Below are 19,462 nucleotides of genomic sequence, written 5' to 3'. Positions count from 1 at the left end.
CCGGTTTAGCACACACTAAATTTTCATTCGAATGCAAAAGGAATCGTCAAGTGTAAATAATGAAATAGTTGCCCGTGAAAAACTGTTGCTTATGCAAACAGAAGAGCTGGCTAAAACCGGAAGCTGGGAACTTAATCTTATTACCAATGCTTTATATTGGAGCGATGGTGTATTTAAACTGTTAGAATTTGAACCTAATGCATTTGAAGTGACATTTGAAAAAGGAGTTGAAGTTATTCACCCTGATGATAGAGCCTTGGCCATTCAAACCATGCAAGAGGCTATTAAAAATAAATCAGCCTATCAAATACAAAAGCGGTTTATTACAAAAAATGGAAACATCAAGCATATACGTTCTTTTGGAAAAATAATTTTCAATAATCAAAATCAACCTGAAAAATTAGTAGGTGTTTTTCAAGATGTTTCAGATGAAATTTACTCTAAACTTCATTTGCAAGAGTTAAATGAACGATTGGAAATGGTGTTTCAGGCTGGTTATGAAAGTGTGTGGGATTATAATCCTGTTACGCATGAAATGTATTTAGGCGAAGGTTTTGCTGAAAATTTTGGCACATCAGCAAGCAAAGATTTGAAAGACAATAATGAATACTTCAATTCTTTATATCATCCTGATGAGCGCGATGCTGTTTTGTCTGATTTTAGACATATGGCATTTAAAACAACTGAAACAAAGTGGTTAAAAGAGTTTAGGTTTAGAAAATTAAATGGCGAATATGCATATGTTCGAGATAGGGCTATTATTAAGCGAAACGAAAAAGGACAGCCTATTCGTGTGGTAGGTGCCATTCAAGATATTACTGCCGAGTTCTACTACAAAGAGTTAGATAAAATTGAAAAAAATGCAATGGCATTAAGCTTTAACGAAAATATAACGGTAGAGCATTTGCTTTCAACTTATTTAACTGATTTTGAAAAAATTTTTCCAAACTTAAAAACATCGGTTGTAAAAATTGATGAAGGAAAATTGTTGAATATTGCTTCCCCTTCCATGCCTAAAAACTACATTGATGCTGTTAATGGAACATTGGTAGGCGATGAATCGGGTATCCAATTCGAAAAAAATATCTTTAAGCATACTTCTGTTCACACTCAAAATTTAACGGAAGCCCGCTGGGCTAATTTCACCGGCCTTGCTCAGCAGTTTGGCTTAGGCTCATGTTGGGCACAACCTATCTTAAATTCTTCAGGCAGTATAATTGCTAATTTATTAGTTTACTTTAACAGTGAAAAAGGTTTGTCGCCACTCGAAACACAGGCCATAACGCGTACGCAACGTTTGTTAAGTGTATTATTGGTTAAGTTCGAATATATTGAACATATTCAAAAAAACAATGAACGGTACCAACTCATCAATAAAGCCACCAATGATGCTTTGTACGATTGGGATGTTGTAAATGATGTTTTTTATTGGGGCGACAGTTTTTATAGAATATTTGGATTTGAAAAATCAAATAAAACATTTCGGTTAATTGATTGGGCAATGTTAATGCATCCTTACGATGCAGAAATGAATCAAAACAGTTGGGAAGATTTTTTAAACGATAAAAATCAAAACAGCTGGAAAAAAGAATTTAGATTTAAACGTGCTGATGGGGCTTTTGTTTATGTAGAAGAAATTGGTTACTTAATTCGAAATGAAAACGGCAGACCCATTAGAATGATTGGCGTATTGCGCGATATATCTGCTTCTAAAGTAAATGAATTACAGCAAAGTGTACAACAGCAAATAGGGCTTTTCTTTAAGTCTCAAGCATCCCTGCAACAACAAATGCTGCAGGTATTAAACTATTTAGCAAACTATGGCACTTTTCAAATTGCTGAGTTGTGGTTGTTGAATTATCGGAAAAATGTATTGCAGTTAGCTTCTGCCTATGCAAGTAATGATCAATTTGCTCAATTTCATGTCCATTCAAAAGATTTACAACAATTGAAAATGGGTGAAGGTATTCCGGGTTTGGTATGGAAAACCGGGCAGTGGCAAGTGTTAGATAATATAACTGAAAACAAACTTTTTATTAGAAGAGAAAGTGCTAAACAGGTACAATTACAATCGGCTTTGGCTATTCCATTATTCGATGTAAATGAATTTATAGGGGTGCTAATGTTAGCTTCAACCAACAACATTCACATTAAAGATATAAAGTATAAAATTTACAAACCTTTAGGGCAATTTTTGGGTGGTGAAATCAGGCGTAGGCAACAAGAAGAACAATTGGAGTTGTTTTTTGATGCAGCAAACGATTATTTGGCCATTTTGGCACCTGATGGATATTTTATAAAAGTTAATAAGGCCTTTTGCAAGGCATTAGGTTATTCTGAACATGAACTTACAACAAAGCCCTTTACCGCATTTGTTCATCCCGATGATGAACTTACAACAAAACAGTACTTTTTACAAAATGCAACTGCAATAAGTCAAAGCAATAATTTCATTAATCGATACCGTACAAGTGCAGGACAATATCTTTCTATATCATGGAAAACATCACTCGCATATGGTGAACAGGATTTATTGTTTGTATATGGGCGCGATATTACCGAAATTCTGCAGCTTGAGGAATTATTGCAAACAGCTAATCAATTGGCTAAAGTAGGCGCATGGGAATATGACATCAGAAAAAAACAGCTCAAATGGTCTGAGATGACTCAACTCATTCATGAAGTGCCGGCTAATTATGTACCTGATGAAAATTCAGCCTTACAATTTTACCGCCCCGATTATCAGAAAATCGTAAAAGAAGCATTTAATAATGCCGTTCAAAAAGCAATGTCGTACGATTTAGAAGTGCCCATCGTTACCCAAAAAGGGAATGAAAAATGGGTAAGAATTATTGGCAAATGTGAAACATATTATGGGAACACCATTCGTGTGTTTGGTAGTATTCAGGACATTAATGATCGGGTAATGATGGAAAGCAGGTTAAAGAATATTGCCAACAATGCACCGGGTGTTATTTATCAATACCATTTAAAACCTAATGGCTCAGATAAACTCTTATTTGTAATTGAAGGTTCCTATAAAATATGGCAGTTATCGCCACAAGTATGCATGGATAATATACAATTGGTTTGGGAAGGTATAAAACAAGGCGGTGATTTTGAATTGGTAAAACAATCTATCATAGAATCTGCTACGCATTTAACACCATGGCATGCAAGTTTTCGTCATGTTTTACCTGATGGAACTTTACATTATCATGAAGGATTTGGTAATCCACAAAAACGTGCAGATGGGTCAATAGTTTGGGATTCAATAATAATGGATATTACCGAGAAACACAATTTGCAAGAGTTGGCCAAACGTACATCGCGAATGGCGAAAATAGGAAGCTGGGAGCTGAATTTGATAGATGAAAGTAACGATAGTATGTATTGGTCGTTAATTACCCGTGAAATATTTGAAGTACCGGAAAATTATGTGCCTGCCCTTACGAAAGGTTATGAGTTTTTTAATGGCGAGAATAAATTAAAAATTGAACAATCCATTCAACAGCTTATACAGAACGCTGTTGATTTTGACGATGAATTTTTAATTACAACTTATACCGGTAAACAAAAATGGGTACGTTGTATTGGCCGTTCCGAATGGGTTCAAAACAAATGCGTAAAAATTTACGGTAGTATTCAAGATATTCATCAACAAAAAACCAACGAACTTTCTTTACAACAACATATTCACGATTTAGCTGTAAGTAACCGTGAACTGGAACAATTTGCTTATGTGGCTTCACACGATTTGCAAGAACCCTTACGAATGATTACCAGCTTCTTAAGTTTGTTAGAACAAAAATATCAACATCAATTAAACGAACAGGCTAAACAATATATTCATTTTGCTACAGATGGCGCCAAACGTATGCGTCAGCTAATTTTAGATGTATTAGAATTTTCAAAAATTGGAAAAATCAAAACCAAAAAAGAAACAATAAACATGAATCAACTGCTGCAGGAAGTTTGTGCTATGCAAAAAACACAAATGGAAGAGTCCGGCGCTATCATACAAATTGGTGATTTGCCTCAAATTTATAATTACCGCAGCAGTTTAATTCAAGTATTTAATAATTTAATCAATAATGCCATTAAATATCGCCAACCCAATATACCGCCTAAAATTGTCATAAATGCAGTTCCTGAAAATGAAGGTTGGTTATTTACTGTTGCCGACAATGGTATTGGCATTGAATCGGAATACTTAGAACAAATATTTGTTATCTTTCAAAGATTACACACCCAGGAACATTATTCCGGAACGGGTATTGGCTTAGCCATTGTTAAGAAAATTATTGACCATTTAGGCGGAAAAATCTGGGTTGAATCAAAGCCTGATGAAGGAAGCATTTTTTATGTATGGCTACCTGAAATGGCTTAATGTATTTTCAATTTTTTTTACAACTCAGGTTTGAAATTTAATAATCTACTTCGCCTAAAGTTTTAAAAAATAAATATCAAATATTACTTTAATTAATGGAATATATTTTCTATATTTACTTATCATAAATTCATGCCCATGAAAAATTTGCATGTTTTATTGGTTGAGGATAATGAAGGCGATGTATTACTAACAACAGAAGCATTGCGCTCAGGTCGTTTAGTTAAAAAGATAAGTGTTGTTAGAGATGGGAAATCTGCTATTGATTATTTAAGTGATTCTGCAAATTTGTCAATAGAATTACCCGATTTAATTTTACTTGATATTAATCTTCCTAAAAAAAGCGGGCATCAGGTATTACAATTCATTAAAAACTCCGAAAACTTAAAACAAATACCGGTTATAATGCTAACTACTTCTTCTGCAGAAAGAGATATTGAAACGGCCTATAAGAATTACGCAAACTGTTTCATTACAAAACCGGTTGATGTACAAGATTTTATAAATGCCGTAAAAGAAATTGAAAACTTTTGGATGAACATTGTTACCTTACCGTAGAAAAAACTTTTTCGGCAAATATGCAAAAACGCTTTAAATCCATTTCCCTTTTAGTAATTGAAGATAACTCAGGCGATTTTATTTTATTGGATGAATACTTACGGGATAGGTTTGACGAAGTATTAATTACTCGTGCCAGTACTTTTAAACAAGCTGCTAATTTATTGCAAGCTGAAAATTCATTTCAAGCCATTTTACTCGATTTGTCATTGCCTGATAAACATGGTGAGCAATTAGTAAAAGAAGTAGTTGCATTATCAAAAGGAATTCCTGTTATTGTGCTAACCGGTTATGCCGATATACAGTTTAGTGTTACCTCACTTTCATTTGGTGTGGCGGATTATTTGTTGAAAGATGATTTGCAACCTGATACAATTTATAAAAGTATTGTTTATACCATTGAGCGCACTAAAGTGGTAAACCTGCTGCAACAATCCGAAAAAAAATACAGCAGTTTATTCCAGCTTAGTCCGCAACCCATGTGGGTATATCATCCTGAAACTTTGCAAATTATTGAAGTAAACGAAGCTGCTGAAAAAACATACGGATATACGCATGAAGAGTTTTTGCAAATGATTATTTCCAACTTGTTTGCTAAAAATGAATTTGAAAAACTTTTAAATGGCTGCAAAAATAAATTTTCTGATTGCGAAAAAACAAAGCAAGAAGTTGTTTATAATCATATTACCAAATCCGGCAATAAATTATTGGTAAATATTCTTTTAGCTGATATTGATTACAACAATATTCCTTGTGTATTGATGGTGGCACATAACGTAACAGAGCAAACATTGTTAAAACGATCATTAGAAGAGGCCTATGCCAATATTGTTTCCATAGAGGAACAGGAACGTGAAAGATTTGCCGCAGAAATACATGATGGACTAACTCAGAATTTAATTGCAATGAAAGTATATTTTTCTTTCCTTAAAAACACAATGGAGAAAGAAAATGCAGCCATTGCTGAAAGCATTAATAATTTGCTGGAAAAATCTATTCGCGATTGTAAAAATATTGTGAGCAATATTCGCCCCAAAGCACTAATTGATAATGGTTTATTTGCAGGCTTGGCCGATTTAATCAGAAATATATCTGAAGCCAGTGGTACTAAAATTATTTACGATTTTGATTTTTCAGTTGAGCCTTATTTTGATTTTAATGCACAACTTAACATTTATAGAATAATACAGGAATGCTTTAATAATTTATTGAAACATTCTAAAGCCAGCCATGCCGAGTTGTATGTTTTTAATGAAAACAATAAAATGAAAATTGTATTTGCCGATGATGGTGTGGGAATTTCTGAAGATGTTTTAGAAAGGCAAAGTAGCTTTTTGTCAATGAAACGGAGAACAGCCTTGTTAAGTGGTCAATTTCAAGTACAAAATAATCAACAAAAAGGTGTGTCATTCACCTTTATTTTCCCAATTAATAATATTATACATTCTGCCAAGTCATTCTAAATAGTAAATGTGCTTTTGTGAAGCAGCTTCAATATATGTTTCATAATTTATAAAAAAAATCATAGTGTTTCATCTGTTTGAGAGTCGGTATGAATATTTCTGAACAAACTTCCTGTTTACTTCAGCAAATTGAGCTAGGCTTTTTTAGGCCTTTGAAATAAAGGGAAAAACGATACCAGCATCCAGGTAAATTCTAAAATAACAAAAGGAATATAATGTATTAAAATGCTGGCTAAGCACGAAAGTCCGGCACCAACAACATTTAAAACAATATACCACTTACTATCCTTTTTTATAATATTACTTAGTTGCATAAAATAGGCTAACAGTAATAATAAAACGCCCGTAAAGCCTACCAAATCGGCAAAAGTAAAATTCATCATTCAGCTATTGTTTTTTTGGAATAACCCATTCTATCTCCCCAAAGCTAAACAGTTGGGTGGTTGCATCTCGTTTTGTAATTAATAGTCCTTCTTCATTCACACCAATAATATTGGTTTCAAACAACTCATTGTTTTTTTTCAAAGTAACCCGGCAGTTGTTTTTATACAAATTATGATTATATAATGCTAAAATGTGTTGAAAGTTTCCGGTGCGGAGCAATGCAAAATAAGTTTGTAAATAGTAACAAAGTTCAATAGCTAATGCTTTACAATTAAATGTTTTGCCGGTAATTTGTTTTAGTGATACGGGGTTAGGTAGCCAATCAGGGAATTGGGTTTGATTAATGTTTAATCCAATACCTACCACAGCCCAATTCCAAATACCTTTTTCCGAAATGCTGTTCTCAATTAAAATGCCACCTGCCTTCCTGTCATTCCAGTAAATGTCATTTGGCCATTTTATGACAGTTTCATTGGCTGTATAATTGTTAAAAAATTGTTGAACTGCTAAAGCCATGGCCGCACTAAAATAAAATTGTTTCGGTAATGACAAGAAGCGCATGCTTAAAATAACCGATAAAGTTAAGTTGCTGTTAGGGGCTGTTACCCAACTTTTGCCTCTTTGTCCTTTCCCAGCTGTTTGTTCATGGGCAAAAATTACGGTTCCGTGTTCCGCCAAATTGTTTTTAATGTATTGAAGGGCATAGTTATTGGTACTGTCGATACTGCTAAGTTCAATCAGGCGTTCTCCAATGGTGGGTATAATGCTGTTAGATGACAAAAGATTGTTACTTTTGACACAAATATATAAATGAACAATTTGGTGTAACCAAACAGTTCAAAAATGCAATCGCAATTTGCATTAAACTGTTTTAAAGTTCAATTGTTTTATTTATATTCAACTAAAAATTCATTTTTTCACTAAAATTTATCTGATTATTGGCACCTCTTTCAGCAATTAATAACCGAAAAACTTCAAAGGTTTCGCGGCTTAACCGGAATTCAAAAATTTTTAAAACAATTATTAGCGCCATCCAGGAAAAAAAAGGTTCAAAAATAACCAGCCTGGATTTAAGGAATATACCGGAAGCGGTTGCCGACTTTTTCATTATTTGTGAAGCAACCAGTAATACGCAGGTAAAAGCAATAGCTGATTTTGTTGAGTACCAAGTAAAACAAATTTGCAATGAATTGCCTTATCGCCAGGAAGGTCAGCATTTGGCTCATTGGATATTAATTGATTATGTAACTGTGGTAGTGCACATTATGCAGCCCGATGCTCGCAAATTTTACCGCTTGGAAGAAATGTGGAGCGATGCGCCTGCTATGGCACACAGCGAAGAATAACCCTAATTTTGACAGAGAAAAACTTAAAATTGAAGCGCAAATTATATGGCACAAGAAGATAATAAACCTAAATTTCCATTTTCTGATAAAGGTGACGGTAACCCAAATAAAAAAACACCCAAATTCAATATCTATTGGATTTACCTGATAGTTTTTGCCATTTTAATTGGTTCAACTTTTTGGGGAAGGTTTACACCCGAATCAGCAAAAATTAGCCAACAAGACATGGAACAAAATATGTTGGCTAAAGGTGATGTTGAGAAATTAGATTTGGTTAGAAATAAAGAATTGGTTCGTGTTTACATTAAACCCGATAGCCTTACTAAACCCTTTTATGAAGAAAAATTCAAACGCAAACTAAATCCTGCCGACTTTAAAAATGTGCCGGTATTTGAATTTAAAGTAACTGATTGGAAGGTGTTTAATGATCAAATGGATCAATTCTACAAAACACACCCGGATGTACAACAAGTTCCCACTTATCCAACCGATGATGCCGACTGGTTTGGCGGCCCTATTTTCAGTACACTCATTTCAATGGCTTTGGTAATAGGTGTATGGATTTTATTCATGCGTAAAATGGGTGGTGGTGCCGGTGGTGCCGGTGGTGCCGGTGGTATTTTCAGTATCGGAAAATCAAAAGCTACACTCTTCGATAAAGGCTCTAAAGTAAATATCAATTTTGCCGATGTTGCCGGGTTAGATGAAGCCAAAGTTGAGGTAATGGAAATTGTTGATTTCTTGAAGAATCCCAAAAAATATACCTCATTAGGTGGTAAAATTCCAAAAGGGGCATTGTTAATTGGACCTCCGGGAACCGGTAAAACCCTTTTGGCAAAAGCCATGGCCGGTGAAGCACAAGTGCCTTTCTTTAGCCTTAGCGGTAGTGATTTTGTGGAAATGTTTGTAGGCGTTGGTGCCAGTCGTGTACGCGACTTGTTTAAGCAAGCCCGCGAAAAAGCACCTTGTATAATATTTATTGATGAAATTGATGCTATTGGTCGTGCTCGTGGAAGAAATGCCATTATGAGCAATGATGAGCGTGAAAATACTTTGAACCAATTGTTGGTTGAAATGGATGGTTTTGGTGGTGATTCAGGTATCATTATTTTGGCTGCCACTAACCGCCCCGATGTATTGGATAGCGCTTTATTACGCCCCGGTCGTTTTGATAGACAAATTACTATTGATAAACCCGATTTAAAAGGCCGCGAAGCGATTTTCAAAGTTCACTTAGCCCCTATTAAAGTATCAGAAAGTTTAGATATATATAAATTGGCCGAACAAACACCCGGTTTTGCAGGTGCTGATATTGCCAATGTATGTAATGAAGCAGCTTTAATTGCAGCACGCAAAAACAAAACTGCAGTTGAAATGATTGATTTTCAAGATGCCATTGATAGGGTAATTGGCGGATTGGAAAAGAAAAATAAAATTATTGCTCCGCACGAAAAGGAAATTATTGCTTACCACGAAGCCGGTCATGCTATTTGTGGTTGGTTCTTGGAATATGCATATCCATTGTTAAAAGTAACCATTGTGCCCCGTGGCACCGCTGCATTAGGATATGCGCAATACACACCTAAAGAACAATACTTATACAGCACCGACCAGTTGATGGATCAAATTTGTATGACATTGGGTGGTAGAGCTTCCGAACAAATTTTCTTTGGTAAAATTTCAACCGGCGCCTCAAATGATTTACAACAAGTAACGCGCATTGCTTACAGCATGGTTACTGTATATGGAATGAATGATAAAATTGGTAATGTAAGTTTCTACGATCCTGCTCAGGAAAACACCTTCACAAAACCTTACAGTGAAGAAACCGGCAAAATGATTGATGAAGCTGTTCGCAACATTATTAATGAGGCCTATAAAAAAACACTTGATTTATTAACAGAGAAGAAAGCTGAAGTTGAAAAATTAGCCAAAGCTTTATTAGATAAAGAAGTGCTACACAAAAGTGATGTGGAAGAGTTAATAGGCAAACGTCCATTTGACGAAAAGAAAATTTTAGATAATCCCGTTGAACCCGATCCCATTGGCGGAGTTCCTCCAACCAATATGCCGGCCGTTTCGGGAGATGGTATTTCAAGCAATAATGAAGCAGAAAAAAAAGAGGCTTAAACCATGAAGGTATCTTCTGCAAAAGAAAACATACTAAAAAAAATACGGCAGGCACTGGCGCAACCGGTGCCTGTTCCCTTTCCGGAAACAGAAGGCAGTGATCCGGAATTTGTTAAACCCGACGATTTAGAAATATTATTTGCCGAAAACTTTACGCAATTATCCGGTCGCTTTTCATTTTGTGCCAACCACCAGGAACTGGTACAACAATTACAAACTTTAGTCAATACTCGTAATTGGCCACAACTGTTTTGTAATGAACAGCAATGGATAAACACCTTGCAGCACAACGGTTTTAATCATCTTCAAAGTAACGACTTACATAATTGTGCAGCAGCCATTACAGGTTGCGAAAGTTTAATTGCCCGAACCGGCAGTATATTATTAAGCAGTGCCGGCGAAAGTGGGCGCACAGTAAGTGTTTATGCGCCTGTTCACATTTGTATTGCTTACACACACCAATTGGTGTTTGATGTGAAAGATGGACTGCAATTAATAAATACAAAGTATAACGGCAATTGGCCATCGTTGGTAAGCCTTGCTACCGGTCCTAGCCGTACCGCCGATATTGAAAAAACTTTAGTTGTAGGTGTACATGGACCCAAAGAAGTATTTTGTTTTTTGGTAGATGCGGCAGGTTAAACCCTTTTTATGCTCAACAACATGAACGATTTTCCCGATAGAAAAATATTCTTTCTTTCCGACTTTCATTTAGGCGCACCCAATTATGCCAGTAGTTTGGTGCGTGAAAAAAAAGTAGTGGCATTCTTAAATAATATTAAAGACGAAGCTGCTGAAATTTTTATTGTTGGCGATATTTTTGATTTTTGGTATGAATATAAAACTGTGGTACCCAAAGGTTATACACGTTTATTAGGTAAATTGGCCGAATTAACCGATGCAGGTATTCCTGTACATTTTTTTGTGGGAAACCACGACATGTGGATGAAAGATTATTTTCAAAAAGAACTGAACATACCGGTTTACTTTGAGCCCAAAGTATATGAATGGAATGGTAAAACATTTTATATAGGCCATGGAGATGGCTTAGGTCCCGGAGATTACGGTTATAAGTTTATCAAAAAAATTTTTCGTAATCGTTTATGCCAATGGTTATTTGGGCAATTACATCCCACCTGGGGTATGGGTTTGGCAAATTATTTAAGTAGAAAAAGCCGTGCTAAAACCGGTAGCAGCGAAGATCATTTTTTGGGTGAAGAAAACGAGTGGCTAATTACTTACTGTAAAGAAATGCTGGCCAAACACCATTACGATTATTTTATTTTTGGTCACCGCCACTTACCTATTGATTTTGCATTGAATGACAATAGCCGTTACATTAATCTTGGCGATTGGATTCAATATTTTACCTATGCTGTGTTTGATGGCACAAAGGTAGATTTGAAAAAATGGGAAGAATAATTAGAAGGGTTGAGTTTTTTTGCAGAATAATAATTATAAAGTAAAAAATAAATAAAAAATTAATAAAGAATTTTAATTAAAACCGAAAACACAGTACGTAAAATTACATTTTTACTTTTTAGATTGATTCGAATGGTTGGCTATAAATATTTTAAATTAAAATACATGCTCACCAAATTTATTAAATGCATGCTTTAGTAATACCTAATTTCCGCCATTGGGAATAATTTACTCCATTTCCTATTCTCTTTTTTATACATATAAGTCCACTCCTCCGAGCCTTCTGGTTTAATAATTGATTCAAAAGAAAATATGCAAATAGAATAATTTCTTAGGAAAATAGGTTTTGATAGCTTCCAATAATTACTGTCATTTTCATTAACAAATTCTATATTTTTCAAAAAATGTTTATTAATAATATATTTTGAAGTATCCTTAAAATGTTTTTGCAAAAATATTTTTTCTTCATTCGATAAGCCATATGTGCCATTGCCAGATAATATTACACCTGAAAATAAATTTTTGTTACATAAATAATTTTCAATCTTTAAAAAGTTATATCCATTGAATTCTGTAGCTCTAATAAATTTCAAAAATTTTTTTGTTTCCCTTAAATTTTTCCTATTAATTGGTTGGGCATATGTTTGAATGTACACACAACTTGCTAAAGAAATAATAATTAGGTATTTGCACTTTATTATTGATTGTCTCATAAATTTTGAAAATATTTAGTCGTTGCAATGTATTCCTATTGTGCCATATTGAAATTGTTGTAAATAAAATTGGTAATTATTACTGTTATTATCAGTTGTAAATCCATATTTAGTTAACGCATCAGCGAAAGCTTGTGTACCGGTCATATCATCCCCTAATCCACCTAAGGCTAGGCTGGCTGCTTGTTGCGAAGTTAGAGGGAAAGAAAGTTTGCAAAGACCCAAAATGCCATCAATATAGTTCTGTAACATATAAGCATGTTGCGTTAACCCATTTAATACTTCAGGATGTGTGAATATATAAGCATGTACAATTTCATGAATTAATAAACTGGCTTTATACTCCTGACTTGCTGCAGGGTCTATTTGATCTATTCGGATGTAAGTGGTAATATTTAAAACTCCGCTAGAGGAATCATATTGAGATTGTGTTTGAGCAGCGACTGGTCTTCCATTTAGGTTGACAATATAATTACTTTCAGCAAGCGTAAGATGAATTTTGGGGCTAACATTAAAAGTTTTTTGTAAGATATTTGTTACAATATTTTGCAAATTATTATTTATTCATAAGATCTGCAATTGCTTTAAAACAAGGATTCTGCAAGTTTTTTCTTACATCTGTTATACTATTCTTGGGTATTGAAATAGCACTTTTACCACCACCGCCACCACCACTCCATAATTGGCGTGGCAGCCCCCAAGCCGGAATTACCTGCGCTATTATCAATATACATAGCATTGCTTTGGCATTGTCTTGTAATCACAGTAACAGAATTATAGCCTGCTTCTACATATGTATAACTATAATCCCAACAAGATTGAATAGAAGCAACATGCAATTCACTTATACCATTATTACTCATTGTGCCAATAGGCATATTCTCACTTCTATTGCTTAGAATATGTATAGCATGTTTCCAATTAGATTCCAGAACATTAAAAATTCCATACAAAGTTGCTTTTGTAAATATTGTAGCTTTCTTGTCACCATATTCTGTTAAATGCAACTGGGGTGTATTTCGATCTATTAATCTAAAATAGCTGTAATCTTTGTTTCTAGCCGATCCAAATATCAAAGCGGTTACTTTATTTTCAGCATTAATAATCGGAGTAACAACAGTAAATGTGCCATTTTTGTCTTCTAATACCAAACTAACATCCCAAAGGCCTTTCCATATTTATATTCAATCAGAGGTACTAAATCGTTTTAACATCAAAATCTTTAAAATGAGTTATTGTATTATTTAACAATGCATCATTGGCTAAACCGCCATTAAGTATGTTATAAAACTTTCTTAAAGAATCAATCCTTTCAAAAAAGGAGGATTGCTGTTTGTAGCTAATGGGATAAGTATACTTTGTGCAGGATGCAAATAACAAGCTAACGAATAACATAGTAATCGCTAGTTTGCTTATAAATGGACTCTTGCCTTTTATACTATGAATTTTTATTGTAGTAGTTAATTGCGGGGGGCATATTAGCTTTTTTAAATGATGCGATTAATGAAAATTAGTTTTATAACGAAAATAAAGATGATATTTTTTCAATAAATTTTATTATAATTAGTAAACTATTATTACTTATTCCATTTAGTTTTACAGTTACTATGAGGCAGTTTTTACAACAAATAATTGGGGGCAATAGTGTGCGCAGTTACCTGGTGGTATTGGCTACTATTGTTTTGGCGTTTATTGTAAAACGCTTTATTTCCAAGTATTTGGCTCGTATTATTTATCGTTTGTTTTCTAAAAAAGGTAAGGTTTATCATCGCGAAGCATTTATTAGTTTAATTCTACCGCCTTTAGAATTGTTTTTGTTTTTATTTATAGCTTTTACCGCTTTTGATGCTTTAAACTTTCCCAAAGAATTTGATTTCCGCATATATAAAGTAACTTTTTACGAAGCTATTGATAGCCTTACCAATGCATCACTCATTATTGTTTTTATTTGGCTTTGCCTGAGAGTAATTGATTTTATTGCCATCATATTAGCCGATAAGGCCTTGGCATCAAAAGAAGCGGGTGATAGGCAAATATTATTATTCTTTAAAGATTTTTTGAAGGTGTTGTTGGTGTTGGCAGGTGTATTAATGGTGTTGAAATTTTCCTTTCACCGCGATGTAAGCGGTTTATTAACGGGATTAAGTTTAGTTGGTGCCGCTGTTGCATTTGCCACAAAAGAAAGTATTGAAAACTTAATTGCTTCATTTATTATATTTTTTGATAAACCTTTTCGGGTGGGCGATTTTGTGAAAGTGCAAAGCTTTTCCGGAACGGTTGAAAAAATAGGGTTACGTAGTACTAAAATTCGTTCCGCCGGAAAAACACTGTTAACAATTCCAAATAAACAAATGGTAGATAGTGTGGTAGATAATGTTACCCTTACTACTCAACGTATGGCTGAATTGCGCATGGAGTTGGGATTAACCACTACATCGCAACAAATACAAGATTTATTAAACGCCATTCGTGCGTATTTGCAACAAAATTCGCAAGTTGCCAGTTGTATGGTTAATTTGGTAGATGCAGGAAAAAAAGCCCATATTATTAGTGCGTTGTATTACGTAAAGATGCCACAGGAATACAGTGATTTTTTATTATTGTGTGAAGGAGTGAATTTATTCGGTATTCAAAAAGTACAAGAACTGGGTATTGATTTGGCTGCAGCCAATACAGAGGTGCATGTAAAGAATATTAGCGACAATGCATCATGATTAGCTTTCTAAATTGGTTTTAATTTCCAATAAAAAACTACGCATTTTTTCCAGTAATTGTACCAATTCAAATTGTTCGTTGGCTTTGTTTTTATTCGCTTTTAAATATTGTTTAGCGCCTTCAATACTTAGTTTTTTGTCGCGTAGTAAATAATAAATTAACGCAATGTTTTTTATGTCTTCAAAACGAAATAACCTATCCCCTTTTCGGGTTTTTCTTGGTTTTAAAATATCAAATTCATTTTCCCAATAACGAATTAATGAGGTGGTAACATTAAACCACTTGGCAACATCACCAATTGGATGATATAATTTTTGCTGCAATGTAGCATCGTCAGGTAACTGAATGGCTTCTGCAGAAGTTAATAACACTTTATGCGATTTTCTTCCCCGTTTGGATTTATTGGTCTCTACTAACGGTAGGGCATTGGCGGTTGAGACTATTTCAGTATTTTGTGCATCCGTGGTGTTTGTTGTTTCAACAACAGATGAACTTACAGGAGCCGTTTTTTGTTTAATTTTTACCTGAATTTGGTTGTTGGCAAAAATTACTTTGCCTTTTCCGTTATTTTCAGGAACCGGGTTTCCAAATAAATCTAACTGTTGTGCAGCCATGCTGTAAAATTACCAACATTTCGTAAAAGCATTCAAGATGGGTTAATAAAATTATTGTATTTATCTTGCAAGTTCTATGCAAACAATTACAACCATAGCAGTTTGTGGTGCAGGTACCATGGGCAGTGGTATTGCACAGTTGTGTGCACAAAAAGGCATACAAACCATTGTGTTTGAGGTAAATGAAGCAGTATTAGCCAAAAGTCGTGATGGTATTGCTAAAAATTTAAACTTACTGCAACAAAAAGGCAAACTAGATGCACAACAAGTAACAGATATTTTCAATAGACTACAGTTTACGCATGAAATACAAAACTGTAAAGCCCCTGTTATTATTGAGGCCATTATTGAACAACAAGAAGCCAAGGTTTCATTATTCAATCAGTTGTTAGCAGTAAATAATTATAATTGCATTTTAGCAAGCAATACCTCTTCCATATCTATTAATGCATTAGCAAAAGCAATTGAAAGGCCGGAATTATTGGCAGGCTTGCATTTCTTTAACCCGGCTACCATTATGCAGTTGGTTGAAGTAATAAAAGGTGCTCAAACACTTCCTGAAATTATAGATACCTTAATAGCGTTAAGCAAACAATTAGGTAAAACGCCGGTACTTTGTAATGATGCACCCGGCTTCATTGTTAACAGAGTAGCAAGGCCTTATTATTTAGAAGCATTGCGTTTGGTAGAACAAGGCTTGGCCACAGTTGAGCAAGTTGACGAAATTATGGAAGCATCAGGCTTTAAAATGGGGCCATTTAAGCTAATGGACTTAATTGGTATTGACATTAATTACGGTGTAAGTTGCATTGTTTGGGAGGCGTTGGGTAAGCCAACTCGTTTGCAACCTTCTGCATTGCAACAACAAAAAGTTACACTGCAACAATTAGGTAAAAAAACAGGAAAGGGGTTTTACGAATATTAAAATAGGCTAAGAAGAGTAAACCGGTAATTATGAAATGTGTGGCTTTAAATGCGCTTTTTTTGCAACCCAATGCCATGGAAGGGTACGGAAATTATGTGCATGAAATATTTAAGCGACTGGTAAAGCAACATCCGGAAACGCAGTTCATTTATGTATTCGATAGGCCCTATGACGCATCTTTTATTACTGCCGACAATATATTACCGTTAGTGGTTAATCCTAAAGCAAGGCATGCCCTTTCGTTTAAATATTGGTACGATGTAAAAGTGCCTTTGGCTTTAAAAAAATATGCGCCGCAAGTTTGGGTACAGCCTTATGGATTTGCATCGTTAACCTCTAAAATACCACAATTATTGGTGGTACACGATTTGGCCTTTAAACATTATCCCGATTTTATTCCTAAACATCATTTGTATTACTATCGGTTTTATACACCCAAGTTTTTAAAAAAAGCAGCAAAGGTTATTACGGTGTCCGAGTTTTCTAAGGCCGATATTGTTCAGCATTATCCTTATGCAGCAGCGAAAACATCAGTTATTTATAATGCTGCCAAGCCGGGTTTTCAACCCCTTTCTTTTGATGAAAAACAGCAGGTAAAAGCACAATATGCTGAAGGTTGTGAATACTTTTTATTTGTGGGGGGTATTCATCCCAGAAAAAACTTAATGAACTTATTAAAAGCCTTTACCATTTTTAAAAGATGGCAAAAAAGTAATATGAAATTAATTGTGGTGGGAAGGCTTGCCTGGGATTATGAAGCGGTAATGAATAAAATAGAAACTTACAAACACCGCAACGATGTGGTAGTAATGAATTATGTAAGTGATGAAGTATTACAGGCGCTAATGGCTTCGGCTTATGCATTGGTATATCCTTCCTTTTTTGAAGGATTTGGTGTTCCTGTTATTGAGGCTATGCAAAGCGAAACCCCTGTAATTTGCAGTAATGCAGGCAGTTTGCCGGAAATTGCAGGCGATGCTGCATTAATGGCTGCACCGGATAATGTGGAAGCACTGGCACAGCAAATGATTTTGATGTACAAGGATGAAATAAAACGATCTCAATTAATTGCAGCGGGTAAACAAAGGGCAGCTCAATTCAATTGGGATAGTAGTGCTCAACAATTTTGGGAGGCTATGGTAAACATTGCAGCAAAATAGTTTTGGCGCTGCCGGCTATTCTATATGGCACTTCAAACGATTATTGTACTTTTGCGCTTTTAACTTTAATACAGTATTCGCATGCATCAATCCGACATTCAAATTCAAGTAACTTTAGATACCGATAAAATTCCTTCAAAAATTCAATGGCGGGCAACCGATAGTACTGCCGAAGATTGGCAACAAGCTAAAGCCATGATGTTGGCATTTTGGGATGGTATGGATAAAAGTGCCCTGCGTATTGACTTATGGACCAAGGACATGATGGTTGATGAAATGGCCGATTTTTATTATCAAAACCTAATGTCAATGGCAGATACTTTTGGTCGTGCTACTCAGCATAAAGAACTGGTGGAGGAAATGAAAAACTTTGCCAAAAGCTTTTACCAAAAATTCCGCCAATTGCAAATGGAACAAAACAAATTGGTTTAACGCATTAAAAACTTTTTTATGAACTTGGAAGAAAAAATTATGGCTGAAATGAAAGAGGCCATGAAAGCGAAAGATGAGGCTTTATTACGTGGATTACGTGCCATAAAAGCTGAAATTATTAAAGCCAAAACGGAACCCGGCGCCAATGGTCAAATTTCAGCCGAAGCAGAATTAAAACTTTTGCAAAAATTAGTGAAGCAAAGAAAAGACTCGTTAGAGATATATCAACAGCAAAACCGCGCCGATTTAGCCACTAAAGAGCAAGAAGAAATTGCTGTTATAGAAAAGTTTTTACCGCAACAATTATCACCTGAAGCATTAAAAGCAGCAGTTCAGCAAATTATTAGTACAGTAGGCGCAACTTCTGCAGCCGACATGGGTAAAGTAATGGGTGTAGCATCTAAGCAATTAGCCGGTCAGGCAGATGGTAAAGCCATTGCTGCTTGTGTAAAAGAATTATTACAATAACCAACCCATTTTCAATATGCTTGCATTGGCACATTTATTGGCTGTATTATGTATTAACAAACATTAAATATGTATTTATGCTAATAGATGTGTTGATGCTTATTTTGTGTTTATTGGGCATTTACAAGGGTGTAAAGCGCGGCTTTGTTGTAGCCATATTTTCAATCATTGCTTTAATAGTTGGTTTGGTAGTAGCATTTAAAACCTTTGAATGGGTGGCCATTTGGCTAAAAGCGCAAACTGCCTTAACAACGCGTTGGTTAAGTTTCATTGCTTTTTTATTGGTACTTATAGCTGTAATTATTGTTATTCATTTGTTGGCGAATGTATTACAGCATACCCTTGAAATGCTGTGGATGGGTATGTTAAACAAAGTTTTGGGTGCAGCATTATACGTATTTATGTATGTTAGCATTGGTGCTATTATTATATTTTACGCCACGCAATTGCCCATTTTAAATAGCCGGGTACGGGAATCTTCTAAAACATTAGGTTTTATACAGGCATATGTTCCTGCTTTGCTACATAAAGCAGCATCAGTTGTGCCGTTTTTGGAGAACAGTTTGCAAAGGTTACAATCTGTTTGGTAAGTGGTAATTAGTCAGGTTTTCTCAAACTTTTTCAATTAAATTTTGTAAACTGCACAATACCAATAGGAATACAATAACTTAGCTGAATAATTATCAGCAAAAAACGGCATTCAAAACCGCTAAACTTGGTTTTTTCCATATAATTTGCTTTT

19 protein-coding genes are annotated in these 19,462 nt (G+C 34.8%); 13 read left to right on the top strand and 6 right to left on the bottom strand.

Annotation, left to right across the window (positions count from 1 at the left end; genetic code table 11):
- Positions 1-31: 31 nt before the first annotated feature.
- The 3 genes from LX80_RS07640 (at position 32) to LX80_RS07630 (ending at position 6,411) form a co-directional block, all read left to right on the top strand.
- Positions 32-4,390, top strand: a complete 4,359-nt coding sequence (locus LX80_RS07640; RefSeq protein ID WP_111294894.1) for a PAS domain-containing protein — start codon at positions 32-34, stop codon at positions 4,388-4,390.
- Between the two features lie 138 nt (positions 4,391-4,528).
- The gene (locus tag LX80_RS07635; RefSeq protein WP_111295172.1) at positions 4,529-4,948 is read left to right on the top strand and encodes a response regulator; all 420 of its coding nucleotides are present in this window, start codon (positions 4,529-4,531) and stop codon (positions 4,946-4,948) included.
- A 20-nt stretch (positions 4,949-4,968) separates the two neighbouring features.
- Positions 4,969-6,411: a PAS domain S-box protein gene (locus LX80_RS07630; protein ID WP_146250420.1), complete on the top strand. Its 1,443-nt coding sequence runs from the start codon at positions 4,969-4,971 to the stop codon at positions 6,409-6,411.
- A 134-nt stretch (positions 6,412-6,545) separates the two neighbouring features.
- On the opposite strand, the gene LX80_RS07625 is transcribed toward LX80_RS07630, so the two are convergent.
- Together LX80_RS07625 and LX80_RS07620 are read right to left on the bottom strand one after the other, a co-directional pair.
- Entirely contained in the window at positions 6,546-6,794 is a 249-nt protein-coding gene (locus LX80_RS07625) for a CBU_0592 family membrane protein (RefSeq protein ID WP_211307728.1), read from the bottom strand.
- A 4-nt stretch (positions 6,795-6,798) separates the two neighbouring features.
- A complete protein-coding gene (locus LX80_RS07620; protein ID WP_245898015.1) occupies positions 6,799-7,575 on the bottom strand; it encodes a biotin--[acetyl-CoA-carboxylase] ligase in 777 nt (258 codons plus the stop codon).
- Positions 7,576-7,733: 158 nt separating this feature from the next.
- Here LX80_RS07620 and rsfS point away from each other — a divergent pair, with 158 nt between their 5' ends.
- Genes rsfS through LX80_RS07600 form a run of 4 tightly spaced genes read left to right on the top strand, consistent with a single transcriptional unit; the run spans position 7,734 to position 11,693 of the window.
- Complete coding sequence (gene rsfS / locus LX80_RS07615; protein WP_111294890.1) at positions 7,734-8,141, top strand: ribosome silencing factor; 408 nt, start codon at positions 7,734-7,736, stop codon at positions 8,139-8,141.
- Between the two features lie 45 nt (positions 8,142-8,186).
- Positions 8,187-10,271: an ATP-dependent zinc metalloprotease FtsH gene (gene ftsH, locus LX80_RS07610; protein WP_111294888.1), complete on the top strand. Its 2,085-nt coding sequence runs from the start codon at positions 8,187-8,189 to the stop codon at positions 10,269-10,271.
- Between the two features lie 3 nt (positions 10,272-10,274).
- On the top strand, positions 10,275-10,913 hold the full coding sequence (locus LX80_RS07605; RefSeq protein WP_111294886.1) for a LutC/YkgG family protein: 639 nt from the start codon (positions 10,275-10,277) through the stop codon (positions 10,911-10,913).
- Between the two features lie 21 nt (positions 10,914-10,934).
- On the top strand, positions 10,935-11,693 hold the full coding sequence (locus LX80_RS07600) for a UDP-2,3-diacylglucosamine diphosphatase (RefSeq protein ID WP_111295167.1): 759 nt from the start codon (positions 10,935-10,937) through the stop codon (positions 11,691-11,693).
- Between the two features lie 194 nt (positions 11,694-11,887).
- Here the strand turns inward: LX80_RS07600 and LX80_RS07595 are convergent, their stop codons facing one another.
- From LX80_RS07595 to LX80_RS07585, 3 genes are all read right to left on the bottom strand, one after another.
- The gene (locus tag LX80_RS07595; RefSeq protein ID WP_111294884.1) at positions 11,888-12,406 is read right to left on the bottom strand and encodes a hypothetical protein; all 519 of its coding nucleotides are present in this window, start codon (positions 12,404-12,406) and stop codon (positions 11,888-11,890) included.
- Positions 12,407-12,421: 15 nt separating this feature from the next.
- Entirely contained in the window at positions 12,422-12,958 is a 537-nt protein-coding gene (locus LX80_RS07590; protein WP_111294882.1) for a hypothetical protein, read from the bottom strand.
- Positions 12,959-13,059: 101 nt separating this feature from the next.
- Positions 13,060-13,557 (bottom strand): hypothetical protein, encoded by a 498-nt coding sequence (locus tag LX80_RS07585; protein WP_111294880.1) that lies wholly within the window; start codon positions 13,555-13,557, stop codon positions 13,060-13,062.
- A 456-nt stretch (positions 13,558-14,013) separates the two neighbouring features.
- Here LX80_RS07585 and LX80_RS07575 point away from each other — a divergent pair, with 456 nt between their 5' ends.
- Entirely contained in the window at positions 14,014-15,120 is a 1,107-nt protein-coding gene (locus tag LX80_RS07575; RefSeq protein WP_111294876.1) for a mechanosensitive ion channel family protein, read from the top strand.
- On the opposite strand, the gene LX80_RS07570 is transcribed toward LX80_RS07575, so the two are convergent.
- On the bottom strand, positions 15,121-15,735 hold the full coding sequence (locus LX80_RS07570; protein ID WP_111294874.1) for a MerR family transcriptional regulator: 615 nt from the start codon (positions 15,733-15,735) through the stop codon (positions 15,121-15,123).
- A gap of 76 nt (positions 15,736-15,811) precedes the next feature.
- Here LX80_RS07570 and LX80_RS07565 point away from each other — a divergent pair, with 76 nt between their 5' ends.
- From LX80_RS07565 to LX80_RS07545, 5 genes are all read left to right on the top strand, one after another.
- Positions 15,812-16,660: a 3-hydroxyacyl-CoA dehydrogenase family protein gene (locus tag LX80_RS07565; protein ID WP_111294872.1), complete on the top strand. Its 849-nt coding sequence runs from the start codon at positions 15,812-15,814 to the stop codon at positions 16,658-16,660.
- A 29-nt stretch (positions 16,661-16,689) separates the two neighbouring features.
- Positions 16,690-17,820 carry a glycosyltransferase family 4 protein gene (locus tag LX80_RS07560; protein WP_111294870.1) on the top strand — a complete coding sequence of 377 codons (1,131 nt, stop codon included), beginning with the start codon at positions 16,690-16,692 and terminating at the stop codon, positions 17,818-17,820.
- 81 nt (positions 17,821-17,901) lie between these two features.
- On the top strand, positions 17,902-18,252 hold the full coding sequence (gldC, locus tag LX80_RS07555) for a gliding motility protein GldC (RefSeq protein ID WP_111294868.1): 351 nt from the start codon (positions 17,902-17,904) through the stop codon (positions 18,250-18,252).
- A gap of 18 nt (positions 18,253-18,270) precedes the next feature.
- On the top strand, positions 18,271-18,720 hold the full coding sequence (locus tag LX80_RS07550) for a GatB/YqeY domain-containing protein (RefSeq protein WP_111294866.1): 450 nt from the start codon (positions 18,271-18,273) through the stop codon (positions 18,718-18,720).
- A 77-nt stretch (positions 18,721-18,797) separates the two neighbouring features.
- Entirely contained in the window at positions 18,798-19,310 is a 513-nt protein-coding gene (locus tag LX80_RS07545) for a CvpA family protein (RefSeq protein WP_146250418.1), read from the top strand.
- The last annotated feature ends 152 nt before the right edge of the window (positions 19,311-19,462 follow it).

Origin of the sequence: Hydrotalea sandarakina (genome assembly GCF_003254115.1) — a bacterium.
GTDB classification, from domain to species: Bacteria; Bacteroidota; Bacteroidia; order Chitinophagales; family Chitinophagaceae; genus Hydrotalea; species Hydrotalea sandarakina.
Note: the sequence above shows the minus strand (reverse complement) of the source record. Positions and strands in the feature narration are given on the sequence as shown.